Here is a 24,472-nt window from a genome sequence, read left to right as displayed (position 1 = left end):
AGCATTCCGCGGCGGACGGGCTTGCGGGAGGCGGGAATCTTTGCAGTCCTGTGAATGCTTGAGCAGGGTGATGACCGGACTCATGGTGTGTGTGGCGGTGCTCGCGGTGGCGAGCGCCTACGGAGTGCTGCAGCGGCGGCGGAGCGGGAGGGTAAGGGTGCGCGGGCGCGACGACGGGAAGCGGCTCGGCGCGGGCGAACTGGGCGGCGAGCTCGGCGAGCGCGCGACGCTCGTGCAGTTCTCCAGCGCCTTCTGCGCCCCCTGCCGGGCCACCCGGCGGGTGCTGGGGGAGGTCGCCGGCATGGTGCCGGGCGTGCGGCACATCGAGATCGACGCCGAGGAGCACCTCGACCTCGTCCGGCGGCTCGACATCCTCAAGACGCCGACCGTGCTGGTCCTCGACGCCGACGGAGCCGTCGTGCGGCGGGCCACCGGTCAGCCCCGCAAGGCGGACGTGATCGCGGCTCTGGGCGAGGCGGTCTGAGGGGCCGTGATGCCGAGGGTGAGTCATCTCCCACATGACGGAACGCACTTGACTGCGTGGACCACCTATCGTCAGATTGACCGTATGTGTGAGGAACTCCTTCTCTTCGGACGGGCCCCCGCCGACCCGGCCCGCACCGTGGGCGCGCGCTGTCCGGGCTGTTGAAGCGCCACGGACCGCCCCGACTCCCCTCGCAGAAGGACAACTCCATGACGGCCTCTCCCGGCCTGGACTCCGCCCAGCTCGCCTCGCCCGATCTGCTCCGCTCCGTCTTCCGGCGCCATGCCGCCGGGGTGGCGGTGATCACCGCCCGCGGTGAGAGCGGACCCGTGGGCTTCACGGCGACCTCCCTCAGCTCCGTCTCCGCCGAACCGCCGATGCTCTCCTTCGGCGTCGGCGCGGGCGCCTCCAGCTGGCCGGCCATCGCCGCGACGGACCATGTCGGCGTCCACATACTCGGTGAGCACCAGCGGGACCTGGCCGCGACCTTCGCCCGCAGCGGCGCCGACCGCTTCGGCGCGCCCACCGTGTGGCGGGAGGGCCCCGAGAGGGTCCCGGTGCTCGACGGCGTGCTCGCGTGGATGGTGTGCCGGGTGGTGGCGCGCGTCCCGGCGGGCGACCACCGCATCGTGCTGGCCGAGGTCGTCCTCGGCGACCCCTCCGGGCAGGGCCGCCCCCTGCTGTACCACCAGGGCCGGTTCAACGGGCTGCGTGACTGAGGTCACCGCTGCCGTGTGACCGATCAGGCGCTCCGCGTGTTCTGCGGCGCCGTCGGATTCCGATTACGCTGCGTTGCAAAGGTCACAGTTCAAAGCGCTTGCTTAGCGGGAACGAACTGGATGTACTGACGAGTAATATTTCGCTCGGAGCGCGGGTCGCCCCGATCGGGATCGGCCGCTTGGGGCGCCTATGCTGCCTGCAAGAGGCAGCAGAGAAATGTCGACGCAGTAGGAGAGCCGGCGTGAGCTTGAGGATCGTTGTCACTGTGAAGTACGTGCCCGACGCCACTGGCGACCGGCACTTCGCCGATGACCTGACCGTCGACCGGGACGACGTGGACGGTCTGCTCTCCGAGCTCGACGAGTACGCGGTCGAACAGGCGCTGCAGATCTCCGAGAACTCCGACGACGACGTCGAGGTCACCGTCCTGACAGTGGGCCCGGAGGACGCCAAGGACGCGCTGCGCAAGGCGCTGTCCATGGGTGCCGACAAGGCCATCCACGTCGAGGACGACGACCTGCACGGCACCGACGCCATCGGCACCTCGCTGGTGCTGGCCAAGGCGATCGAGAAGGCCGGCTTCGACCTGGTCGTCTCCGGCATGGCCTCCACCGACGGCACCATGGGCGTCGTCCCGGCCCTGCTGGCCGAGCGTCTGGGCGTCCCGCAGGTCACCCTGCTGTCCGAGGTCTCCGTCGAGGACGGCACCGTCAAGGGCCGCCGGGACGGCGACGCCGCCTCCGAGCAGCTGGAGGCCTCCCTGCCGGCCGTCGTGTCCGTCACGGACCAGTCGGGCGAGGCGCGCTACCCGTCCTTCAAGGGCATCATGGCCGCCAAGAAGAAGCCGGTGGAGTCCTGGGACCTGTCGGACCTCGACATCGAGGCCGAGGAGGTCGGTCTCGAGGGTGCCTACACCGTCGTCGACGGCGCGGCCGAGCGTCCGGCCCGCACCGCCGGCACGATCGTCAAGGACGAGGGCGAGGGCGGCAAGCAGCTCGCCGAGTACCTCGCGAGCCAGAAGTTCATCTAAGGCTCGACACGCCGACCGCCCCTCAACTTCGTTTCGCAGGAGAGCAATCCCATGGCTGAAGTTCTCGTCTACGTCGACCACGTGGACGGTGCCGTCCGCAAGCCCACCCTGGAGCTGCTGACGCTGGCCCGCCGCGTCGGCGAGCCGGTCGCCGTCGCGCTGGGCAACGGCGCCGGTGACACCGCCGCCACCCTCGCCGAGCACGGCGCCGTCAAGGTCCTCACCCACGAGGCCGCCGAGTACGCCGACTACCTGGTCGTACCGAAGGTCGAGGCCCTGCAGGCCGCCGTCGAGGCCGTCTCCCCGGCCGCCGTGCTGGTCCCGTCCTCCGCGGAGGGCAAGGAGATCGCCGCCCGTCTGGCGCTGCGCATCGGCTCCGGCATCATCACCGACGCCGTCGACCTCGAGGCCGGCGACGAGGGCCCGGTGGCCACCCAGTCGGTGTTCGCCGCGTCCTTCACCACCAAGTCCCGTGTCTCCAAGGGCACCCCGGTCATCACGGTCAAGCCGAACTCGGCCGCCGTCGAGGCCGCCCCGGCCGCCGGCGCGGTCGAGGCCCTGTCGGTGACCTTCTCCGACAAGGCCACCGGCACCAAGGTCACCGCGCGCACGCCGCGTGAGTCGACCGGCCGTCCGGAGCTGACCGAGGCCGCGATCGTCGTCTCCGGCGGCCGTGGCGTCAACGGCGCCGAGAACTTCTCGATCATCGAGGCCCTCGCCGACTCCCTCGGCGCGGCCGTCGGCGCCTCGCGTGCCGCGGTGGACGCCGGCTGGTACCCGCACACCAACCAGGTCGGCCAGACCGGCAAGTCGGTCTCGCCGCAGCTGTACATCGCCTCCGGCATCTCCGGCGCGATCCAGCACCGCGCGGGCATGCAGACCTCGAAGACGATCGTGGCGATCAACAAGGACGCCGAGGCCCCGATCTTCGAGCTGGTGGACTACGGCGTCGTCGGCGACCTGTTCGACGTCGTCCCGGCCCTGACCGAGGAGATCAAGGCCCGCAAGGGCTGATCCCCACCCGGCACACCGAGGCCCCCGTGACCGTCTCCGACGGCCACGGGGGCCTCGTGCGTCGCATGATGGGCGGGGGTGCACGGACCGGCCGCCCGTGGACACGGTGTTGACCAGGAAGAAGCACTCCGGATACGGTCGTTCAACAGATTGTTGAATCCGTAGGGTCGAAGCGGAGGGTGCGGCAATGGGTCAGCAGGAGAAGGTGACGACGAGCCTCGCGGGCGCCGTCAGCGAGGAGATCGACGCCTCCCTCGCCCCCGTCGACGCCGAACTGGAGCGCCGCTACCCCGGTGACCCCGGCACCCGTCAGCCCGTCCACACGGTGTACGTCCCCGGCGACGTCTTCGCCGCCGACACCGTCCGCTCCTGGGGCGACCGGGCCCTCGCCGCGCTCGACGAACACGCCCCCGACGCCGGGTCGTTCGCCGCCGCGCTCGGCCTCTCCGACGCACTGGCCGAACCGGTGTACACGCGGGTCCGCGCCAAGCTGGAGCGCGAGCCCATCGAGGACCTGCGCGTCGACTTCGAGGACGGCTACGGCTCCCGCCCCGACGCCGAGGAGGACGAGGCCGCCGCCCGCGCGGCCCGCCTGATCGCCCAGGCGTACCGGGACGGGACGGCCGCCCCGTACATGGGCATCCGCATGAAGTGCATGGAGGCGCCCGTCCGCGCGCGGGGCATCCGCACCCTCGACATCTTCCTCACCGGCCTCATCGAGGCCGGCGGCCTGCCCGCCGGACTGGTCCTCACCCTGCCCAAGGTCACCTACGCCGAGCAGGTCACCGCCATGGCGCGGCTGCTGGAGGAGTTCGAGAAGGCGCACGGCCTGGACGCCGGCCGGATCGGCTTCGAGATCCAGATCGAGACCAGCCAGGCCATCCTCGCCGCCGACGGCACCGCCACCGTCGCCCGCATGATCCAGGCCGCCGGTGGCCGCGCCACCGGACTGCACTACGGCACCTTCGACTACAGCGCCTGCCTCGGCGTCTCCGCCGCCCACCAGGCGAGCGACCACCCGGCCGCCGACCACGCCAAGGCGGTCATGCAGGTCGCGGCGGCCGGCACCGGCGTACGCGTCTGCGACGGCTCGACGAACGTCCTGCCCGTCGGCCCCACCGAGCAGGTCCACGCGGCCTGGCGGCTCCACTACGGCCTCACCCGCCGTGCCCTCGCCCGCGCCTACTACCAGGGCTGGGACATGCACCCCGGCCACATCCCCACCCGCTACGCCGCCGTCTTCGCCTTCTACCGCGAGGGCTTCGAGCAGGCCGCCGCGCGGCTCGCCCGGTACGCCAACCGGTCCGGCGGCGACGTCATGGACGAGCCCGCCACCGCCAAGGCCCTCAGCGGCTATCTGCTGCGCGGCCTGGACTGCGGCGCCCTCGACATCGGCGAGGTGGCCCGCCTCACCGGTCTGACCCGCGCCGACCTGGAGGGCTACGCCTCACCCCGGCGCGGCGACCTGACCGCGTCCGGGAGCTGAGACCGGCGCCGCCCCGCCGGCGTCAGACCCCGGCGTACGGCTCGAGCCCCGACGCCGTCACCAGCTTCTCCCGCGCGAACACCGCCGTGCCCAGCGCGCACAGCCGCACGTCCTCGCGCACCCGCGCGCTGAACTCCTCGGGCGTGACGCCGAACAGCTCCCTCAACGCGGTCGACCCCGACAGCAGTTCGGTGAGCAGCGGGCGCTGGCCGGGGTGGGTGCGGGGCGCGCCCGTGCCGTCGTGCAGCACGCCGTGGCGGTTGACGTAGACGAAGGCGCCGGGCAGCGACGTGCCGTCCGCCAGGCCGATCCGTACGTCCGGCGCGGGCAGCCACGCGCGCGCGTAGTTGCCGTCGGGCCGGGGCACGCCCTCGCTCGCGTCGATCACCGCGAGCTGCTTCTCGTCCAGCCAGGTCACGAACAGCTCGGTGACCCGGCCGGGCGCGAGGAAGGGCGCTGCGGCCAGGTAGCCGCGGCGGCTCACATGGGCGGAGACGCCCACGGCGAGACCCGTCACCCGGGTCTTCACCAGGGGCACGGGGGAGTCGATCCCGAACGCCCGCATCTTGCGGCGCAGTTGGGCAGGGCAGGCATTGGAGCCCACCGCGAGGATGGGGGTCCGGTCGTCGTGCACCAGGCGTTCCAGCGGCAGCAGCCGGTCGCCGTCGAGGAGAGCGGAGTCGGACGGCCAGGCGCCCGGGTAGAGCAGCGGATGGTCGTGGGGCGCCTCGGCCAGGCCCAGCGCCTCCAGTGTGCGGTCGTCGTCCGCCGCCGTACCCGCCTCGGACGTACCGTCCATGCCGGTCAGTCCTCGGGCGGCAGCTCGCCCGAGCCGCGGGTGACGAGCCTGGTCGGCAGTTCGATCCGCTCGGGGGCGACCAGGGTGCCGTCCAACTGGCTGAACAGCCGCTCGGCCGCCGTACGCCCGAGGGCCGCCGCGTCCTGGGCGACCACGGTGACCCCGGGCTGCAGCAGGTCGGCGAGCTCGATGTCGTCGAAGCCGACGAGGGCGACCCGGCGGCTCTGCGCGGCCAGCACCCGGATCACGGTGACCGTCACCCGGTTGTTGCCCGTGAAGATCGCGGTGACGGGGGAGGGGCCCTTGAGCATGTCCTCCGCGGCCCGGCGCACCCGCTCGGGGTCGGTCACCCCGAGGGACATCCAGGCGTCCTCCACCGCTATTCCCGCGTCCTCCATGGCGGCCCGGTAGCCACGCAGCCGCTCGGCGGCCGTGTGGATACGGGGCATGTCGCCGATGAAGCCGATCCGCCGGTGCCCGTGGCCGATCAGATGGGCCACGCCGTCGCGGGCCCCGCCGAAGTTGTCCGACAGGACGCAGTCGGCGTCGATCTGGCCCGCCGGGCGGTCCACGAACACGGTCGCGACGCCGGCCTTCAGCTCGGGCTCCAGATAGCGGTGGTCGTCACCGGCCGGGATGACCACCAGCCCGTCCACCCGCCGGGCGCACAGCGCGAGCGCCAGCTCCTGCTCACGGTCGGGGTCCTCGGCGCTGGAGCCGTTGATGAGCAGGGCGCCGTGCGCCCGCGCCACCTCCTCCACCGCGCGGCTCAGCGGGCCGTAGAAGGGGTCCGCGAGGTCCTCCAGGACCAGGCCGATGCTCGCCGTGCGGCCCTTGCGCAGCACGCGGGCGCTGTCGTTGCGGCGGAAGCCCAGGGCGTCGATGGCCTCCTGGACGCGGCGCTCCGTCTCCGGTGTGACCCCGGGCTCCCCGTTGACCACGCGCGAGACGGTCTTCAGACCGACTCCGGCACGCGCCGCGACGTCCTTCATGGTCGGCCGGTTGCCGTAGCGGCTCTCGGGAAGTCGGTCGGAACGGCGGATGGTCTCGGGCACGATGCGGTGTCCTGTCCTGTTCTCGTCCACGGGGATGCGTCGGCCCGTGGGCTTGTATGAGGATGTGGCGTCGAGCATAGAGCCTGGACAACGTTGTCAGATCCAGGAGACACTGTCCACCGCAATCTCCGGCCTGCGCCCCCACCGCCAGACCGGCGCGTCCGATTCCCGTCGTCGTGGGCGGGAGTTCCGAATGGTTGACGGGGAGAACTGACTCAGATGCACAACGACCTCGTGGCTGCGCTCGACATCGGCGGCACCAAGATCGCCGGAGCGCTGGTGGACGGTCACGGCACGATCGCCGTTCGGGCGCAGCGCCCGACCCCGGCGCGGGAGGACGGCGAGACCGTGATGCGGGCCGTCGAGGAGGTCGTCCACGAACTCGCCGCCTCTCCTCTGTGGGGGCGGGTCTCGGCGCTCGGGATCGGCAGCGCGGGACCGGTGGACGCCTCGGCGGGCACCGTGAGCCCCGTGAACGTCCCGGGCTGGCGTGGCTACCCGCTGGTGCGCCGGGTCAGGGAGGCGACCGGCGGGCTGCCCGTCGAGCTGATCGGCGACGGCGTGGCCATCACCGCGGCCGAGCACTGGCAGGGCGCCGCGCAGGGCCACGACAACGCGCTGTGCATGGTCGTCTCCACGGGCGTCGGCGGCGGTCTGGTGCTGGGCGGCCGGCTGCACCCCGGGCCCACCGGCAACGCGGGCCACATCGGCCACATCAGCGTGGACCTCGACGGCGACCTGTGCCCGTGCGGCTCGCGCGGCTGCGTGGAGCGCATCGCGAGCGGCCCGAACATCGCCCGCCGCGCTTTGGACGGCGGCTGGCGGCCCGGACCGGACGGCGACACCTCCGCCGCCGCGGTCGCCGCCGCCGCCCGCGAGGGCGACCCGGTCGCCGTGGCCTCCTTCGAGCGGGCCGCGCGGGCCCTGGCCGCCGGGATCGCCGCCACCGCGACCCTCGTGGAGATCGACATAGCCGTGATCGGCGGCGGCGTCGGCAAGGCCGGCGACGTCCTGTTCACCCCGCTGCGCAAGGCCCTCGCCGACTACGCCACCCTGTCCTTCGTGCAGCGCCTGACCGTCGCGCCCGCCCGGATGGGCACCGACGCCGGGCTGGTCGGCGCCGCCGCGGCCGCGCTCGCCGGCCGGACGGGCGTGGCCGCGGCGGGGGTCTGACCCTCGCCCGGAGGGTGCCTCAGCAGCTCAGCCGCGCCTCGGCCCAGTCCCCGTGGTCCGAGGTGACGCCGTCGCCGCCGTCGGTGACGACGAGTCGGACCACCTGCGCGCCGGTCACGTCCGCGGTGAGCGGCCGGGCCGGCATGGCGTTGGTCAGGACGCCGGTCGAGGCGGCCTTCGTGCCGTCCGCCCAGACCTCGAAGACGACGCTGCCGTCCGCGCCCTCCTCGTCGTCCACGCCGACGTGCGCCGTCACGGTCTCGCAGGCGCCGCCCGTGTAGTAGCCGACGGTGCTCTCGGCGTGGACGCCGAGCCCGGTGCCGTACACGACCCCGCCGATGGTGATCGGGTTCCCGTCGCCCGCCGCGCTCTCGCCGTTGCTGGTGCCGCGCTCGACCGGCCCCCATCCGTTGGTGGCCGACAGCCAGGGCAGCTCGGCGAGTTCCGAGGTCCCCGCGGGCGGCGGGGTCACCACGGTCGCGGTGAGCGGCAGCGTCGTCTCTACCCGATCGCCGGCCGGTGAGCGGTGCCGCACGGTGAGGGTGAGGGCGTACGGTCCCGTGGGCGTCCCCCGGGGGACGGTGACCTCCCATCCGGTGCGCAGGGTGCGGCCCGTGGGCAGCGCGGGCGAGGCGGCCGGCGCGGTCGGCCGGAGGGACCAGCCCGCGGGCCCGGACAGGGACACGGACACCTGCCGGGCGGCCGTACGCCCGAGATCGGTGACCGTGGACGTCAGCGCGGCCTTCCGGCCCGGCTCGAACAACAGGCCGCCGTCCAGGCCGGCTTCGACCGCGGGCGGATGCTGGGCCCACCGGTCGTCGGCGGCGACGCGGACCAGGACGGTGCCGTGGGCGGGCACCGTCGCGGAGATCGTGCCCGCCGTGTTGAAGGTGCGGTGCCGCCACAGGTCGCGCAGGGTGTAGGCGCCGGCGGCGGGCAGCCCGACCTTCTCGGCGGTCGTCGTGACGCGCTGGGCGGAGTCGGCCTCGTTGAACAGCGCCACCGCGCGGCTGCCGTCCCGCATCTCCTTGGCGACGACCCAGCGCCCGCCCTCGGAGGAGACGACCCTGCCCTGCCGGCCCAGGGGGTCCTGGTCGACGGCGACGACCTCGCGGTTGCCGAGGATCTCGAGGGTCTCAGCGGAGGCGGTGCGCAGGTCGGCGCCGATGAGCAGCGGCGCCGCCATGATCGCCCACAGGGAGAAGTGCGAGCGGTACTCGGTGCCGGTCATGCCGCCGTTGCCGACCTCCAGCATGTCGGGGTCGTTCCAGTGGCCGGGGCCCGCGTGGTCCGCGAGCGGCAGGTTCTGCTTGAGGATCGACAGCATCGAACCCCAGTTGTCGCTGATGTCGCCGGTCGTGCGCCACAGATGGCCCACGTCGGCGGCCCACTCCCAGGGCTTGTTCTCGCCCCACTCGCAGATGCTGTAGACGATGGGGCGGCCGGTGGCCCGCAGCGCGTCGCGCATGGTCGTGTAGCGCTGCCGGGCGTCCACGCCCTGGTTGTTGCAGTTGTCGTACTTCAGGTAGTCGACGCCCCAGTCGGCGAACTGCCGCGCGTCGCTGTACTCGTGGCCGAGCCCGCCCGGGAAGCCGGTGCTGTCGCAGGTCTTGGTGCCGGCGCTCGTGTAGATGCCGAACTTCAGCCCTTTGGCGTGGACGTAGTCGGCGACCGCCTTGATGCCGTGCGGGAAGCGGGCCGGGTCGGGCACGAGCTTGCCGTCGGCGTCCCGGGAGGGCAGCGCCCAGCAGTCGTCCAGGTTGACGTACTGGTAGCCGGCGTCCTTGAGCCCCTTGTCGACCAGGAGGTCGGCGATGCCCTTGACCATGGCCTCGTCGAACTCGGCACGGCAGTGGGTGGAGTTCCAGTTGTTGAAGCCCATGGGCGGGGTCAGGGCGAGGCCGTCGTCCACGGCGGGAGCCGGGGGAGGGGCGCTCCCGGCGCCCGCCGCGGGGGTGGCGAGCCCGGCCGCGCAGAGCAGTGCCGCGGTGAGCGTCCCGATCAGTCTCGTCCGGATGGTGCGGGTGTGAAGGTGACGCATGGTCACGTTCCTCCGTCCCTGCAGAGTGACGTCATGTACGCGTCATGGTTGGGATCACGTTAGAACCTGTCGGACTGTGTTGGAAAGTGGTCGGACTTGAAGTCGCGTCACGAGTGTGGCAGTTACTATTTTGAACGCGTTCAAATATGGGCTAGGGTCGTCCCGTACGAGAGGGGAACCACATGAAGATCGTGATCCCCGGGGGCACCGGGCAGGTCGGCACGATCCTGAACCGCGCCCTCACGGCGGCCGGCCACGAGGTCGTCGTCCTGACCAGGCGTCCCGCCCGGCCCGGCGAGGTCGGCTGGGACGGCACGGCCCTGGGGCCGTGGGCGGCGGAGATCGACGGCAGCGACGTCGTCGTCAACCTGGCGGGTCGCAGCGTCAGTTGCCGCTACACCGCGCCCAACCTGAAGGCCATGATGGACTCGCGGGTCCGCTCGACCGAGATCGTCGGCGAGGCGATCGCGAACGCCGCCCGGCCGCCGCGCGTCTGGCTCCAGATGAGCACGGCCACCGTCTACGCCCACCGTTTCGACGCGCCTCACGACGAGGCGACCGGCGTCATCGGCGGCCGGGAACCCGACGTGCCGGGCTACTGGTCCTACAGCGTCGACATCGCCAAGGCCTGGGAGCGGGCCCTGGACGAGGCGGACACCCCGGGCACCCGCAAGGTGGCCCTGCGCTCCGCGATGGTCATGAGCCCGGACCGGGGCGGCGTGTTCGACGTCCTGCTGCGCCTGGCGCGCCTGGGGCTCGGCGGACCTGTCGCGGGCGGACGGCAGTACGTCTCCTGGATCCACGAGCACGACTTCGTCCGCGCCGCCGAGTACCTGATCACCCGGGACGACCTGTCCGGGCCGGTCAACCTCGCCGCCCCGGAGCCGCTGCCGCAGCGCGCCTTCATGAGCGCCCTGCGCTCCGCCGCGCGCGTCCCCGTCGGTCTGCCCGCGACGAGGGCGATGGCCGAGATCGGCGCCTTCGTGCTGCGCTCCGACACCGAACTGCTGCTCAAGAGCCGCCGGGTGGTCCCCGGCCGGCTGCTCGACGCGGGCTTCCGCTTCACCCACCCGGACTGGCCCGACGCGGCCCGCGAGCTCGTCGGGCGGCGCCGGGAGACCCGGCGCGCGGCCTGAGCGCGGACGTCGTCCGATCCGTCCGTGGCCTGGGCGTGACCGTCCGGCCGTTTTCGCAGTTGAACCGGCCATGAAGAAGCGCAGCATGCTCGCCATCGCCTCCCTGGCCACCGGATTCGTCGTCGCCGCCGTCACCCCGTCGCACTCGGCGGAGTTGGCGGGCCCTCCCGGGACCGGCGCCCCCGACACCGGGCTGCCCGGACTGACCGGCGGAAAGATCAAGGCCGCCGGGGTGGATGTGAGCGGCAAGAAGATCGACGGTCTCGGCACGACCGGTGCGACCAAGCTCGCGGGCGTCGACGTGGACCAGGCCCTGGAGACCTTCGGCAAGGCCGTCAACCGGGAAGCGGACCGGGCCGTGAACGACGCCCCGCACCGCACCTCCGGGAAGAAGGGCTGACAGGCCCCTCCGGCCCGCCCGCACGGCGCCGCACCCCCGCTCCCGAGCGGAGGGCGGCGCCGTCGTCATGCGCCCTCTCCTCGGAGTGGTTTCCGTGGCAGTGTGGAGCGGGCAAGCCACAGGGGGCCAACAGAAGAGGGGGAACCGTGATCGTCTGGATCAACGGCGCGTTCGGTGCGGGGAAGACCACCACCGCACGGGAGCTGATCGAGCTGATCCCGAACAGCACGCTCTTCGACCCCGAGGTCATCGGCGCGGCGCTCACCCACCTGCTGCCGCCCAAACACCTGGCCGAGGTCGGCGACTTCCAGGACCTGCCGATCTGGCGGCGCCTGGTGATCGACACCGCGGCGGCGCTGCACGCCGAGCTCGGCGGGACGCTCGTGGTCCCCATGACCCTGCTGCGCCAGGAGTACCGCGACGAGATCTTCGGTGGTCTCGCCGCCCGCCGCATCACCGTCCAGCACGTGCTCCTCGCCCCGGCGGAAACGATCCTGCGCACGCGGATAGCGGGGCGCGAGATACCGCCCGACGCCCCCGACGGCGAGATGAGCGTCCGGCAGTGGTCCTACGACCACATCGAGCCCTACCGCGCCGCGCTCGCCGCGTGGCTGCTGGCCGACGCCCACCCGGTCGACAACAGCTGTCTGACGCCGTACGAGACCGCCGTGCGGATCGCCGCGGCGGTCGGCAACGGCGAGGTGCCGGTCTGCGACATCGTGCAGACGCCGGAGCCCACCGCCGAGACCCTCGCCGCCGGGGTGCTCCTCTTCGACGAGCGGGACCGCGTCCTGCTGGTCGACCCCACGTACAAGGCCGGCTGGGAGTTCCCCGGCGGTGTCGTCGAACCCGGCGAGGCGCCCGCGCGCGGTGGTATGCGCGAGGTCACCGAGGAGACCGGGATACGGCTCCAGGACGTGCCGCGGCTCCTGGTCGTCGACTGGGAGCGGCCCGAACCGCCCCGCTACGGCGGTCTGCGGCTGCTGTTCGACGGCGGCCGGCTGGACTCCGCCGACGCCGAGCGGCTGGTGCTGCCCGGCCCCGAGCTGCGGGACTGGCGCTTCGTCACCGAGGCCGAGGCCGCCGACCTGCTGCCACCGGTGCGCTACGAACGGCTGCGCTGGGCGCTGCGCGCCCGTGAGCGCGGGGCGGCGCTGTACCTGGAGGCGGGGACCCCGGCACCGTCCTGACCGGGCGCGGGGGGCACCGGCGTGCCCCCCGCCGCCGGCTCAGCTTCCGGCGTAGTTGCGCAGGAACAGCGCCTCGGCGACCGACAGCCGCTCCAGCTCCTGCGGCGACACGCTCTCGTTGACGGCGTGGATCTGCGCCTCGGGCTCGCTCAGGCCGATCAGGAGGATCTCCGCCTCCGGGTAGAGCGAGGCCAGCGTGTTGCACAGCGGGATCGAGCCGCCCTGGCCGGCGTACTGCATCTCCTCGCCCGGGTACGCCACCGCCATCGCGTCCGCCATGGCCTGGTACGCCGGGCTGGCCGTGTCGGCGCGGAACGCCTGGCCCTGACCGACCTGCTCGGTGCTGATCCGCGCGCCCCACGGCGTGTGCGACTCCAGGTGGGCCTGGAGCAGCTTGGTGGCCTGGGCCGCGTCGACGCCCGGCGGCACCCGCAGGCTCACCAGGGCACGGGCGCTCGCCTGCACGGACGGGGTGGCGCCGACCACCGGCGGGCAGTCGATGCCGAGGACCGTCACGGCCGGGCGGGCCCAGATCCGGTCGGCGACCGTGCCGGAGCCGATCAGCTCCACGCCGTCGAGCACCTTGGCGTCCCTGCGGAACTGCGCCTCGTCGTACTGCAGTCCCTCCCAGGACGACTCGCCGGTCAGCCCGTCGACGGTCGTCGAGCCGTCCTCGGCGCGCAGCGAGTCCAGCACGCGGATCAGCGCGCCCAGCGCGTCGGGCGCGGCCCCGCCGAACTGGCCGGAGTGCAGGTTCCCGGCGAGCGTGTCGATCTGCACGCGGACCATCGTCATGCCGCGCAGCGTCGTGGTGACCGTCGGCAGACCGACCCGGAAGTTGCCCGAGTCGCCGATCACGATCGTGTCGGCCGTCAGCAGCTCCGGGTGCGCCTCGGCGTACCGCTCCAGGCCGCCCGTGCCCATCTCCTCGGAGCCCTCGGCGATCACCTTCACATGCACCGGGACGCCGCCGTTCGCCTTGAGCGCGCGCAGCGCCAGCAGGTGCATGATCACGCCGCCCTTGCAGTCGGCGGCCCCGCGCCCGTACCACCGGCCGTCGCGCTCGGTCAGCTCGAAGGGCGGGGTGTCCCACCCGGCCTCGTCCAGCGGGGGCTGCACGTCGTAGTGGGCGTACAGCAGCACGGTCTTCGCGCCCTCGGGTCCGGGCAGGTAGCCGTACACGGACTGGGTGCCGTCGGGGGTGTCCAGCAGGGCGACGTCCTCGAAGCCCTCCGCGCGCAGGGCGTCGGCGACCCAGCGGGCCGCTCCCTCGCTCTCGCTCCTCGGGAACTGGTCGAAGTCCGCCACCGACTTGAAGGCCACCAGCTCGGTGAGCTCCGCCTTCGCCCGCGGCATCAGCGAGGCGACGGTCTCGGCGACCGGAATCGACGACATGGGCACGCTCCTTGTGGGTGCGACGTTGTACGCGTGAGTGCTGTGATCCTCCCACAGTGGCCTGCGACGACGCCCGCCGTAGGATGCGGGGGACAGCATCGGGCGGCGAACAGAGCGGGAGCAGTAGGCCATCGTGAGCAGCGAGAACTCTTCGGCGGACGACGAACGGCAGGTCTGGGACGTCGTCGTGGTGGGTGCGGGTCCGGCCGGTGCCTCGGCCGCCTACGCGGCGGCGGTCGCCGGAAGGCGCGTGCTGCTGCTGGAGAAGGCCGAACTGCCCCGGTACAAGACGTGCGGCGGCGGCATCATCGGCCCCTCGCGGGACTCCCTCCCGCCCGGCTTCGAGCTCCCGCTGCGGGACCGCGTGCACGCGGTGACCTTCTCCCACAACGGCCGCTTCGCGCGCACCCGCCGCTCCCGGCAGACGCTGTTCGGGCTGATCAACCGGCCCGAGTTCGACCAGCAGCTCGTCGAGCACGCGCAGAAGGCGGGCGCCGAGCTGCGCACCGGCGTCACCGTGCAGCGCGTCGAGCAGCACGGCTCGGCCGTGCCGGACCGGCGCAGCGTCGCCCTCGTCCTGCAGGGAGGGGAGACCGTCCTCGCCCGGGCCGTGGTGGGCGCGGACGGCAGCGCCAGCCGCATAGGGGCGCATGTCGGGGTGAAGGTCGACCAGGTCGACCTCGGCCTGGAGGCGGAGATCCCGGTGCCGGAGACGGTCGCCGAGGACTGGAAGGGCCGGGTGCTCATCGACTGGGGCCCGATGCCCGGCAGTTACGGCTGGGTGTTCCCCAAGGGCGACACCCTGACGGTGGGTGTGATCTCCGCGCGTGGCGAAGGCGCCGCGACCAAGCGGTACTTGGAGGAGTTCATCGGGCGGCTCGGGCTCGCCGGGTTCGAACCGAGCATCTCCTCGGGTCATCTGACGCGCTGCCGCGCGGAGGACTCGCCGCTCTCGCGCGGGCGGGTGCTGGTGTGCGGGGACGCGGCGGGCCTGCTGGAGCCGTGGACCCGCGAGGGCATCTCCTTCGCGCTGCGTTCGGGCCGGCTCGCGGGGGAGTGGGCGGTGCGCATCGCCGAGGCGCACGACGCGGTCGACACCCGGCGCCAGGCGCTGAACTACGCGTTCGCCGTCAAGGCGGGCCTTGGTGTGGAGATGAGCGTCGGAAAGCGGATGCTGACGGTGTTCGAGCGCCGGCCCGGCATCTTCCACGCGGTGCTGACCGGGTTCCGGCCGGCCTGGAAGGCGTTCACGGACATCACCCGCGGCTCCACGACCCTCGCCGAGCTCGTCCGCACCCACCCCATGGCCCACCGCGCGCTGAGCGCGCTGGACCGCCGGCAGACGCCCGCGGACGAGCAGCCGGCCTCCTGACGCCGACCGCCCAGGTGACGCCGACCGCCCCGGGACCTCACCCGTCGACCGTGATCCGGAAGACGGGGTGGTCCGGGGCGCAGGCGACGATCTCCTCGTCGGTGGACTTCGCGGTCACGCCCTGGAAGTACTGGTTGACCTCCCAGCCCCACTTCTCCAGGTAGGTACGCAGGATCGGGAGCTTCTCCTCGTCGGGGACCTCCACCGCGGTGAACGTGCGCACCTTGCGCCCGACCCGCAGCTCACCGCCGCCGGCGACGCGCATGTTGCGCACCCACTGGGAGTGCCCGCGGGCCGAGACGAGGTACTGCACACCGTCGAGGATGTGCGGATTGACCGGGAGGCGCTGCATCTTGCCGCTCTTGCGGCCGCGCACCGACAGCTCCGCCGTGCCCACGATGCTCAGGCCGTGCCGGGCCAGCCAGCCGACGACGTTGTTGAAGCGGACGTTGAGCGGACTGCCCTTGAGGTAGTACGGCGACGACATGGTGACCCCTTTGGACGGCGGGCCGGACGGCCCGGAGACCTGACTTCGAGAGCACTGCTCTCGCTCGAGAGACAGTCTGCACGAGAACGGCGATCCAAAGCAAGAGCGGTGCTCTCGATTGTGTGCACCGCTCTGATTTCATGGAAGACTGCGCGGTATGAGCAGCAGCACCCCCCAGGGCGCCCGGGCCCGCGCACGCATGGAAGTGACCGCCGCGATCAAGGAGGAGGCCCGCAGACAGCTCGCGGAGGAGGGCGCGTCCCGGCTCTCGCTGCGCGCCGTCGCCCGGTCCCTCGGCATGGTCTCCTCCGCGCTCTACCGCTATTTCCCCAGCCGCGACGACCTGCTGACCGCCCTCATCATCGACGCCTACGACTCCCTCGGCGCGTCCGCCGAGGCGGCGAACGAGAGGATCGCGGACGCCCCGCCGCTGGAGCGGTGGACGGCGGTCGCGGAGGCCGTCCGTACCTGGGCGCTGGAGCACCCGCACGAGTACGCGCTGATCTACGGGTCGCCGGTGCCCGGCTACACCGCTCCCCTGACGACGGTCCCGGCCGCCTCCCGCGTGGGCCTGCTGTTCGTCGGCATCGTGCGCGACGCCCATCAGCGGGGCGTCCTCGCCGACGCGCCCGCACTGCCGGACGACCTGACCGCCGAGGCCGGGCGCATGGCGGCCGACCTCGCCCCCGACCTGCCCCCGGCGACGGTCGTGGCCCTCATCGCCGCCTGGGCGGAACTCTTCGGGCTGGTCGGCTTCGAGCTCTTCGGCCAGTTCAACCGGGTCGTGGAGGACCGGCCGCCGTTCTTCCGGCGCGCGGCGGCCCGCATCGCGCACGAGGTCGGCCTGCGCTGAGCGGCGGCGTACTGCACGAGGAGTACGCGTGATCACCACGCGCGGGTGACGCCGGCCCGGGGCCCTCGCGTCTAGCGTGGCCACCATGGACGAGCAGCAGGCGCACCGGCCCGGCGGTCCACCGGCGTGGTGGCGGCACGGGCCGCCGTGGTGGAACCGCTGGGACGACGACGCCGAGCGCGCTCCCCGGTGGCCCTGGCGCTCCACCGCGCTGGTCACCGTCGTCGTGCTGGCCGGGTCCTCGTTCGCCGCCCGCGGGCAGCACGACGGGCGTCAGGACCTCGACCCGTTCGCGCGGGCACTGCTGTTCGTGGCGTCGGCCCTGCTGCTGTGGCGCAAGCGGTACCCGGTGCCGGTCGTCTTCGGCACCTCGGCGGCCGCCCTGCTCTACCTGGCCGCCGGCTATCCCTACGGCCCGGTCTTCCTGACGGTCGCCGTCGCCTGCTTCAACGCCGTCGTCGCCGGGCACCGGCGGGCCGCCTGGACGGCCGTCGGGTCCCTGTGGGCGGGGCATGTCCTCGTCGGCCACTGGCTGTACCGCTGGCTGCCGCCCACCGGGGACGGGCCCGCCCCCTGGGGGCAGGAGGCGGTCGTCGCCGCCTGGGTCGCCGCCATCGTGGCGGTGTCGGAACTGGCGCGGGCCCGCCGGGAGCAGTGGGCGAGGGAACGGGCCGAACGGGCCCAGGCGGCGCGGCGGCGCGCCGACGAGGAGCGGCTGCGGATCGCCCGCGAACTGCACGACGTCCTCGCCCACAGCATCTCGGTGATCAACGTCCAGGCGGGGGTCGGCCTCGCCCTCCTGGACACCGACCCCGAGCAGGCGCGCACCGCGCTCACCACCATCAAGGCACAGAGCAAGGAGGCGCTCGGCGAGGTCCGCCAGGTCCTCGACACCCTCCGCGCGCCCGGCGCCGCCCCACGCGCCCCCGCCCCCGGCCTCGCCCGGCTGCCCGAACTCGTGGCCCAGGCGGCCGGAGCCGGGCTCACCGTCGCGGTCCAGGGCGAGCCGCCCCCGCTCCCGCCGGGCACGGACCTCGCGGCCTTCCGGATCGTCCAGGAGGCCCTCACCAACGTCGTACGCCACTCCGGATCGCGGCACGCGCGCGTGCGGTTCGAGCAGCCGGACGGGACGACGCTGCGGCTGTGCGTCGACGACGACGGGCCCGCGACCGGCGCCGACGCGGGCGGCAGCGGCAACGGGCTGGCCGGCATGCGGGAACGTGCCGCCGCGCTCGGTGGCACCATCGAGGCGGGCCCGCGCGGCGACGGCGGCTTCCGGGTCCTCGCCGTCCTGCCGCTCACGGCGTCGAAGCGCGCGAAGAACACGACCCCTCAGGAGGAGGACCGGTGATCCGCGTACTGCTCGCCGACGACCAGTCGCTCGTGCGGGCCGGTTTCCGGGCCCTGCTCGACGCGCAGCCCGACATCGAGGTGGCCGGGGAGGCCGCGGACGGCGAGGAGGCGGTGCCCGCGGTACGCGAACTGCGGCCGGACGTGGTCCTCATGGACATCCGGATGCCCGTGCTCGACGGGCTCGCCGCGACCCGCCGGATCACCGGCGACAGCGCGCTGGAGGACGTGAAAGTGGTCATGCTCACCACCTTCGAGCTCGACGAGTACGTCTTCGAGGCGATCCGCTCGGGCGCCTCGGGGTTCCTGGTGAAGGACACCGAACCGGACGAACTGCTGCGCGCGGTCCGGGCGGTGGTCGACGGGGACGCGCTGCTCTCGCCGGGCGTGACCCGGCGGCTGATCGCCGAGTTCGCCGCCCGCTCCAAGGAGCCCGCGGCCGCCGACGCCCTGGCCCGGCTGACCGAACGGGAACGCGAGGTCATGGCGCTGGTCGGCATCGGCCTGTCCAACGAGGAGATCGCCCGCCGCCTGGTGGTCAGCCCGCTCACCGCGAAGACCCACGTCAGCCGCACGATGGTGAAGCTGGGCGCCCGAGACCGGGCCCAACTGGTGGTGCTGGCCTACGAGTCCGGCCTGGTGCGGCCGGGCTGGCTGGGCTGAGCTCCGGGCCGGAAACGCATCAGCACGCTCACGACCCGGGCGACGAACAGCACCACGGCGATGGCGGCTCCCACGGCCAGGACGGCACGGCGCACACCGTCCGGCACGTCGAACACGAACACCGGTCCGACGACGGCGCCGCACACCACGGCCGCCAGGAACGCCGCGCTGCACAGCGCGTAGCCGATCTCGACCGTGATCGCGTCCCGCTCGGCCTGCCCGCGCCGTCCCCCGTGGTCGCTCATGGGGCGAGTCTCACATCGGAGGGGAGCCTGAACAAGCGACCATCGGCTGGTGGCTGGTGGCTGGTGGCTGGTGGCTGGTGGCTGGTGGACTACGGCTCGCGGCTCACACCGTGCCCGGCCGGTCCGGCACCGCGCGCCGCGTCCCGGCCCCGATGAGCGTGGCGACCGCCGCCAGCAGGGCGACGCTGGTGAGGGCGACGGGCAGGGAGAACCAGTCCGCCATGAAGCCGATGGCCGGGGGCCCGAGGAGCATGCCGCTGTAGCCGAACGTGGAGGCCAGGGCCACACCGCCCGGCCCGGCGACCGTACCGGCGCGCTCGACGGCCACCGGGAACAGGTTGGCCAGGCCGAGCCCGGTGACCGCGAAGCCCAGCAGGGCCGCCCACAGGGACGGGGCCAGGGAGCCGAGCAGCATCCCGGCCGCCGCGGTGGCGCCGCCCGCCACGACCGTCCGGCCGTGACCGAGCCGCTCCAGCAGGGTCGTACCGGTGAGCCGGCCGACGGTCATCGACAGCGCGAAGCAGGAGTAGCCGAGCGCGGCGACACCGGGTGCGGCCCCCAGGTCCTCCTCCAGGTGCAGCGCGCCCCAGTCGGCCATGGCCCCTTCGCCGTAGGCCGTGCAGCCGGCGATCAGGCCGAAGACGATCACCAGCCGACGGGTGCGGGGGTCCCGGCGGCCGGGGGTGGCGCTCGGCCGGTCGGGTGCCGCGCCGGCCGGCGGGTCGTGCCGCAGCAGGGTGCGGCCCGCCACGGCGGTCACCGCCAGTCCGACGAGGGTGAGGCCCGCCAGGTGCCGCGTGGGGGAGAGGGCCCCGGCGACCAGCCCGCCGAGCAGGGCGCCGGCCATGCCGCCGAGGCTGAACGCCGCGTGGAAGCTGGGCATGACGGGCCGGCGCAGCGCGGTCACGAGGTCGACGGCGGCGCTGTTGAAGGCCACGTTGATGCCGCCGTACGCGGCGCCGAACAGCAGGAGCACGAGGCCGAGGGCGAGGGCCGAGTGGGTCAGCGGGGGCAGGGCGACGCTGAGGCTGAGCAGGACGGCGCAGACGACGGTGACCTGGTGGCTGCCGTAGCGGCGGCACAGGCGCCCGGTGACGACCATGGTGATCACGGCCCCGGCCGAGACGCCGAGGAGGGCGAGGCCGAGCGCGCTGGCGGAGGCGCCGGTCTGCTGCTTGATGGCGGGGATACGGACGACCCAGCCGGCGAAGAGGAAGCCGTCGAGGGCGAAGAAGACGGTGATGGCGACGCGGAGACGGCTGAGCGGGCTGAGGGGGCGGCGCACGACGCTGTGCGACCGCGATTTGTTTATTTGCGGCACAAAAGCAGGCTAGGCGGGTCCCCGGCAGGGGGCAATCCCCTCCGACCTGTGGGTTCGCCCTCGGCAGGCGTCAGCATGACCGCGGTCGCGTGAGCGGGAGGTGAACCCCGGTGCTCACCTCTGGTTCACGCTCCGGCATGTGGAGTGAGCCGCATGAATCACCGTCGCCCCAAGCAGCACAGAGTGATGAAGCCGCGGTCGTGTCTCATGGGGTCCTGCGTCATGATCGTCGGGGCGTGTCTCGCGATGCTGTTCGCGCTGGTCCACGGCGGCGTCGACGGAGAGGCCACCGAAGCCGTCCAGGGAGCGGACGCCTCGCCCGGCCACCAGCGTCGCCCGGTCGCCGGCGCCTCGTCGGCACCGCGCCCCAGCCCCTCGCCTTCACGGTCCGTGCACGTGATCCGGCACGGCGCCGGAACCTTCACCCGTGCCCCCGCCGGCTCGCGGACGTTCGGGCGCGGCAAGCCCCTGCGCTATGTGGTGGAGGCCGAGGACGGCACAGAGGTCTCCGCCCGGTCCGTGGCCGCCGAGGTCGACCGCGTCCTCGGGGACCCGCGCGGCTGGACCCGCGCCGGAGCCGCCTTCCGGCGGGTCGCCGGACCGCCGTACGACTTCCGGGTGCGGCTGGCGACACCGGACACCACGGACAGGCTGTGCGGCGCGTACGGCCTGGACACCGGGGGCGAGGTCAACTGCGCGGTCGGCACGGACGTGGTGGTCAACCTCAAGCGCTGGCTGCTGCTCAGCCCGTACTACCCGGACCGGCCCGCCGAGTATCACGCCTTGATCATCAACCACGAGGTCGGCCACCGGCTCGGGTACGGGCACCGGGGCTGTCCCGGCCCCGGGCGGCCCGCGCCCGCGATGATGCAGCAGATCAAGGGCCTGCACGGCTGCGTCGCCAACGCCTGGCCCTACGACGCGGACGGCAGCCTGATCACCGGGCCTGCCGCGCCCTGAAAGACCGTCGACGGGCGACTCACGCCGCTTTAACACCACCTCACCCAGACTGTGCTCACAGCCAGGCGAGGGAGTGTGCGCGGTGCGGGTACTGGTCGTGGAGGACGAGCAGATGCTCGCGGACGCGATGGCCGAGGGACTCAGACAGGAGACCTTCGCGGTGGACGTTGTCCATGACGGCGAGGCCGCTCTGGAGCGGCTGGCGGTCAACGAGTACGACGTGATGGTGCTCGACCGGGACCTGCCGAAGCTGCACGGCGACGAGGTCTGCCGGCGCACGGCCGCGGCCGGCGCCGACGTGCGGATCCTGATGCTGACGGTGTCGACGACGGTCGCCGAGCGTGTGGCCGGCCTCAGCCTCGGCGCGGACGACTACCTGGCGAAACCGTTCGCCTTCGCCGAACTCGTCGCCCGCATCCGGGCGCTCGGCCGCAGGGTACGGCCGCCGGCACCGCCCGTCCTGGAACGCTCCGGAATCCGGCTCGACCCCCATCTGCGCGAGACCTACCGGGACGGCCGGCCGGTCCGTGATGTGACCACGGTCAGCCGTGCAGGTCGGCTGGCGCGCTGCGGCGCGGTGACGGCACGTGCGGACCGCCGGGCAGGGTGACGGTGACGGTGAGGCCGCCTTCGGACAGGGCCGTGGCGTGGACGTCACCGCCGTGGACCCGGGCCACGGCCCGCACGATCGACAGGCCCAGACCGCTCCCCTCGGCGGAACCGATCCGGTCGGTGAGCCTGCGGAAGGGCTGGAACAGCGTGGGGACCTCGGCCGGGTCGATGGCGGGCCCGGTGTTCGAGACGGTGAGCCGCGCGCCCTCCGGGACCGTGCGGGTCGTCACGTGCACGGTGCCGCCCGGCCGGTTGTAGCGCAGGGCGTTGTCCACGAGGTTGCGCGCCAGATGCTCCAGCAGGACCGGATCGCCGCGCAGCGGAGCGGGACCGAGGTCCGTGCGGAGGCTGATCCCGCCGCGTTCGGCATCGGGCGCGGCGTGCTCCAGCACGGCTTCGACGGCCGGGCGCAGATCGGCGGGCAGCCGTTCCGCCAGGTCGTTCTCGGAGCGGGCCAGGACGAGCAGGCCGTCGATGAGCCGTTCGTGGCGGGTGTTGACCGTCAGCAGGCTCTCACCCAGACGGCGTAGTTGCGGTGGGGCGTCGGGGCGGTTCATCGCCACCTCGACCAGCGTGCGGTTGAGGACCAGCGGGGTCTTGAGCTCATGGGCGGCGTTGCCGATGAAGCGGCCCTGGCCCGCGAAGGACTCGTCCAGGCGCTCCAGCATGCGGTCGAAGGAGTCGGCGAGCGTCTTGACCTCGCCCGGCGGAGCGTGCAGGGCGATCCGCTGGTGCAGGGTGTGTCCCGCCACGCGTTCTGCGATACGGCTGATGCGGCTGAGCGGACGCAGCAGGCGCCCGGCCACCAGCCAGCCGACGGCCGTGGCGGTGACCCCGACGCCCGTGACGATCAGGGCGCCCCACTTCAGCATCCACTCGACGTCACCCTGGGCGTCCTGCCGTGCGTCGGCCGAGAGCTGGCTCCAGTTCCGCCACGCCTGAGCGCGCTGCTGTGTCGTCAGCGGCGGATCGAACTTCAGGAACGGCTGGGTCGGCGGATGGTACTGCCGGTAGCGGTGGACGAGAAGCACGGTGGCCGCGAGCACGGCGGCGGCCGCGAAGAAGAACAGCAGGCCGAAGACGACGGTGAGCCGCAGGCGGAGGCTTCCCCGCTGCCCGGCGAGCCACCGGACGGCAGACCCGGCCGCTCCCGGTCGCTCGTGCCCGACGCGCACGCTCGCGCCTCCGCCGGTTCCGCGCGCCTCCTCTTCGGCCGTCGCAGAGCGCATCGGTCGTCCTCTCTCGCAGCTGGTCCCTTCAGTATCCGCGGCCGGTGTGAGCAGGGCGTGAAGCTGCTCCGGCGACCCGTGCCGCGGTCCCGCGCCGGAGAACCCGGTGTCCGGGAGCGCCGCTCACCCCCGGCTCACGTCTGCCCTGGTTGGCTCCGCACAGGTGTGCCGGCGGGCCCGGCCCACTGGCGGAGAGCGCGGGGCGTGACGCGGTCGTTCCGGTGCGTCCTCTCCGCACGGCACCGCGCGTTCCCGGAGGGCTTCACTCTTGCTCGATCTCGTCTTCGGACGGCACCTGATGTACGTCGTCCTGGTCATCCTCGTCTCGGCCGGCGTCCTGGCCATCGTCGGAGTCGCCTTGGGCCGGCATCCCCAGCGGCCGTGGGAGCACGCGGCCTGGGCGGCGTCCACGACGGCCGCCGTCTGTCTGACGCTCTGGGTCAAGACGGCTTCCACCGGCTCCACGATGTGCGTCGTCAACAAGGACGTGATGGAGCCTTTCGGAGTGGCCCAGGGGTGGATGAACCTCGCGTTGTTCGTTCCGGTCGGGTTCTTCGGTCTGCGGGCGGTGCGGCGCCCGGTCCCCCCGGTGCTGCTGGCCGTTCTGCTCAGCTGCGGGATCGAGGGGGTCCAGGCCGTCGTTCCGGCGATCGGCCGCCACTGCGACACCACCGACGTGGTCGCCAACTCCGTCGGAGCGATCGCGGGGGCCGGTCTCGGGTTCCTCTCCGTCCGCCTGTCGGGCGGACGCCTGTCCTCCCGGGGCGAGCGCCATCTGCGAGTTTCAGCCGCGGCCTGTGCGGGCTTCGCGGTGATCGCCTGCGTACCGGCGGCCGGCGTCGAGTTCAGAGTCGTCGACCACGCCGAACCGGCCAGAGCCGCGAGCGCCGAACAGCGTGCGGCGATCACCGACATCGTCCACCGGGCGCTGGGCGGTGACGTGAGGATCGTCAACGTGTCGGATGTGACGCCGTGCGGCCTGGACGGGGTGAACGAGACGGTGTCGGCCGAACTGGAGCCCGGCGGAGCGGTGCTCATGCCCTGGCCGGACCGGAGCAGCGTGGGCATCGACGTGTGGGAGCACGTCGCGGCCGGGGGAGTGCCCTCCGGACGCCGGATACCGGGTGCCGTGGGACCGGTGCACGACGCCCCGGCGGCACGGCGGGCCGCGGACCGCTATGTCGCCGCCCGCTTTCCCGGCTCGGCCGACGAGGAGCGGGCGGCGGTGGACCGGGAGGGTGAGGGATCGCGGACGACGTGGACGGTCGCCTATCCGTTCCACGATCCCCGCCTGCCGGCCATGAACGTGCTCCGTGTGACGGTCGACGGCGGCGGCCGACTGCTGTCCGTCCACCTGTCGGCCACACCGCCCGGCTCCCGGCAGGGCTCCAGGGGGGAGAAGACCGCAGCCGGCCGGGGTCTGTGCCCATGACGGGCGGACGACTCGTCGGGACACC

General features: G+C 73.1%; 23 protein-coding genes and 1 pseudogene. 16 read left to right on the top strand and 8 right to left on the bottom strand.

What is annotated here, in order from left to right:
• Positions 1-70 precede the first annotated feature (70 nt).
• The 5 genes from F8R89_RS04545 to F8R89_RS04525 all read left to right on the top strand — a co-directional run bounded on the left by F8R89_RS04545 (position 71) and on the right by F8R89_RS04525 (position 4,734).
• On the top strand, positions 71-484 hold the full coding sequence (locus F8R89_RS04545; RefSeq protein ID WP_151787995.1) for a thioredoxin family protein: 414 nt from the start codon (positions 71-73) through the stop codon (positions 482-484).
• Between the two features lie 209 nt (positions 485-693).
• Positions 694-1,203, top strand: a complete 510-nt coding sequence (locus F8R89_RS04540) for a flavin reductase family protein (protein WP_151782738.1) — start codon at positions 694-696, stop codon at positions 1,201-1,203.
• A gap of 242 nt (positions 1,204-1,445) precedes the next feature.
• On the top strand, positions 1,446-2,234 hold the full coding sequence (locus F8R89_RS04535; protein ID WP_151782737.1) for an electron transfer flavoprotein subunit beta/FixA family protein: 789 nt from the start codon (positions 1,446-1,448) through the stop codon (positions 2,232-2,234).
• Positions 2,235-2,285: 51 nt separating this feature from the next.
• Positions 2,286-3,248, top strand: coding sequence for an electron transfer flavoprotein subunit alpha/FixB family protein (locus F8R89_RS04530; protein WP_062667889.1), 963 nt, complete (start codon positions 2,286-2,288; stop codon positions 3,246-3,248).
• Positions 3,249-3,435: 187 nt separating this feature from the next.
• Entirely contained in the window at positions 3,436-4,734 is a 1,299-nt protein-coding gene (locus tag F8R89_RS04525) for a DUF6986 family protein (protein WP_151782736.1), read from the top strand.
• 22 nt (positions 4,735-4,756) lie between these two features.
• On the opposite strand, the gene F8R89_RS04520 is transcribed toward F8R89_RS04525, so the two are convergent.
• Positions 4,757-5,533, bottom strand: coding sequence for a hypothetical protein (locus F8R89_RS04520; protein WP_151782735.1), 777 nt, complete (start codon positions 5,531-5,533; stop codon positions 4,757-4,759).
• Between the two features lie 5 nt (positions 5,534-5,538).
• On the bottom strand, positions 5,539-6,588 hold the full coding sequence (locus F8R89_RS04515; protein ID WP_151782734.1) for a LacI family DNA-binding transcriptional regulator: 1,050 nt from the start codon (positions 6,586-6,588) through the stop codon (positions 5,539-5,541).
• A gap of 219 nt (positions 6,589-6,807) precedes the next feature.
• On the opposite strand from F8R89_RS04515, the gene F8R89_RS04510 reads away from it, so the two are divergent.
• Positions 6,808-7,761, top strand: coding sequence for an ROK family protein (locus F8R89_RS04510; protein ID WP_151782733.1), 954 nt, complete (start codon positions 6,808-6,810; stop codon positions 7,759-7,761).
• Positions 7,762-7,780: 19 nt separating this feature from the next.
• On the opposite strand, the gene F8R89_RS04505 is transcribed toward F8R89_RS04510, so the two are convergent.
• The gene (locus F8R89_RS04505) at positions 7,781-9,802 is read right to left on the bottom strand and encodes an NPCBM/NEW2 domain-containing protein (protein ID WP_192806043.1); all 2,022 of its coding nucleotides are present in this window, start codon (positions 9,800-9,802) and stop codon (positions 7,781-7,783) included.
• A gap of 182 nt (positions 9,803-9,984) precedes the next feature.
• Here F8R89_RS04505 and F8R89_RS04500 point away from each other — a divergent pair, with 182 nt between their 5' ends.
• From F8R89_RS04500 to F8R89_RS04490, 3 genes are all read left to right on the top strand, one after another.
• Complete coding sequence (locus F8R89_RS04500; protein ID WP_151782732.1) at positions 9,985-10,938, top strand: TIGR01777 family oxidoreductase; 954 nt, start codon at positions 9,985-9,987, stop codon at positions 10,936-10,938.
• Between the two features lie 70 nt (positions 10,939-11,008).
• The gene (locus F8R89_RS04495; protein WP_151782731.1) at positions 11,009-11,338 is read left to right on the top strand and encodes a hypothetical protein; all 330 of its coding nucleotides are present in this window, start codon (positions 11,009-11,011) and stop codon (positions 11,336-11,338) included.
• Between the two features lie 146 nt (positions 11,339-11,484).
• Positions 11,485-12,528 carry an NUDIX hydrolase gene (locus F8R89_RS04490; RefSeq protein WP_151782730.1) on the top strand — a complete coding sequence of 348 codons (1,044 nt, stop codon included), beginning with the start codon at positions 11,485-11,487 and terminating at the stop codon, positions 12,526-12,528.
• Between the two features lie 39 nt (positions 12,529-12,567).
• Here F8R89_RS04490 and F8R89_RS04485 read toward each other — a convergent pair whose 3' ends face one another.
• On the bottom strand, positions 12,568-13,923 hold the full coding sequence (locus tag F8R89_RS04485; RefSeq protein WP_151782729.1) for a dipeptidase: 1,356 nt from the start codon (positions 13,921-13,923) through the stop codon (positions 12,568-12,570).
• Positions 13,924-14,056: 133 nt separating this feature from the next.
• On the opposite strand from F8R89_RS04485, the gene F8R89_RS04480 reads away from it, so the two are divergent.
• A complete protein-coding gene (locus F8R89_RS04480) occupies positions 14,057-15,295 on the top strand; it encodes a geranylgeranyl reductase family protein (protein ID WP_151782728.1) in 1,239 nt (412 codons plus the stop codon).
• A gap of 37 nt (positions 15,296-15,332) precedes the next feature.
• On the opposite strand, the gene F8R89_RS04475 is transcribed toward F8R89_RS04480, so the two are convergent.
• Positions 15,333-15,782, bottom strand: a complete 450-nt coding sequence (locus F8R89_RS04475) for a nitroreductase/quinone reductase family protein (RefSeq protein ID WP_151782727.1) — start codon at positions 15,780-15,782, stop codon at positions 15,333-15,335.
• Positions 15,783-15,939: 157 nt separating this feature from the next.
• Between F8R89_RS04475 and F8R89_RS04470 the strand changes: the two genes are divergently transcribed.
• The 3 genes from F8R89_RS04470 (at position 15,940) to F8R89_RS04460 (ending at position 18,648) form a co-directional block, all read left to right on the top strand.
• Positions 15,940-16,635, top strand: a complete 696-nt coding sequence (locus F8R89_RS04470; RefSeq protein ID WP_151782726.1) for a TetR/AcrR family transcriptional regulator — start codon at positions 15,940-15,942, stop codon at positions 16,633-16,635.
• An 85-nt stretch (positions 16,636-16,720) separates the two neighbouring features.
• Entirely contained in the window at positions 16,721-17,986 is a 1,266-nt protein-coding gene (locus F8R89_RS04465) for a sensor histidine kinase (RefSeq protein ID WP_151782725.1), read from the top strand.
• Positions 17,983-18,648 (top strand): response regulator transcription factor, encoded by a 666-nt coding sequence (locus F8R89_RS04460; protein ID WP_151782724.1) that lies wholly within the window; start codon positions 17,983-17,985, stop codon positions 18,646-18,648. Before F8R89_RS04465 ends, F8R89_RS04460 begins: the two co-directional genes overlap by 4 nt.
• Here the strand turns inward: F8R89_RS04460 and F8R89_RS04455 are convergent.
• On the bottom strand, positions 18,609-18,893 hold the full coding sequence (locus F8R89_RS04455) for a DUF6332 family protein (protein ID WP_151782723.1): 285 nt from the start codon (positions 18,891-18,893) through the stop codon (positions 18,609-18,611). The two genes, F8R89_RS04460 and F8R89_RS04455, sit on opposite strands and share 40 nt — an antisense overlap.
• 103 nt (positions 18,894-18,996) lie before the next feature.
• Positions 18,997-20,178 carry an MFS transporter gene (locus tag F8R89_RS04450; protein WP_225994328.1) on the bottom strand — a complete coding sequence of 394 codons (1,182 nt, stop codon included), beginning with the start codon at positions 20,176-20,178 and terminating at the stop codon, positions 18,997-18,999.
• A gap of 258 nt (positions 20,179-20,436) precedes the next feature.
• On the opposite strand from F8R89_RS04450, the gene F8R89_RS04445 reads away from it, so the two are divergent.
• Positions 20,437-21,174, top strand: a complete 738-nt coding sequence (locus F8R89_RS04445; RefSeq protein ID WP_225994327.1) for a DUF3152 domain-containing protein — start codon at positions 20,437-20,439, stop codon at positions 21,172-21,174.
• An 82-nt stretch (positions 21,175-21,256) separates the two neighbouring features.
• Positions 21,257-21,703 (top strand): annotated as a pseudogene (locus F8R89_RS04440) (response regulator transcription factor); the annotation flags it as partial.
• A 13-nt stretch (positions 21,704-21,716) separates the two neighbouring features.
• On the opposite strand, the gene F8R89_RS04435 reads toward F8R89_RS04440, so the two are convergent.
• Entirely contained in the window at positions 21,717-23,015 is a 1,299-nt protein-coding gene (locus F8R89_RS04435) for a sensor histidine kinase (protein WP_151782719.1), read from the bottom strand.
• A 268-nt stretch (positions 23,016-23,283) separates the two neighbouring features.
• On the opposite strand from F8R89_RS04435, the gene F8R89_RS04430 reads away from it, so the two are divergent.
• The gene (locus F8R89_RS04430) at positions 23,284-24,447 is read left to right on the top strand and encodes a VanZ family protein (RefSeq protein WP_151782718.1); all 1,164 of its coding nucleotides are present in this window, start codon (positions 23,284-23,286) and stop codon (positions 24,445-24,447) included.
• The last annotated feature ends 25 nt before the right edge of the window (positions 24,448-24,472 follow it).

It is taken from the genome of Streptomyces sp. SS1-1 (assembly GCF_008973465.1).
GTDB lineage: Bacteria > Actinomycetota > Actinomycetes > Streptomycetales > Streptomycetaceae > Streptomyces.
The sequence above is the reverse complement of the archived record's forward strand: the minus strand, read 5'-3'. Positions and strand labels throughout refer to the sequence as shown.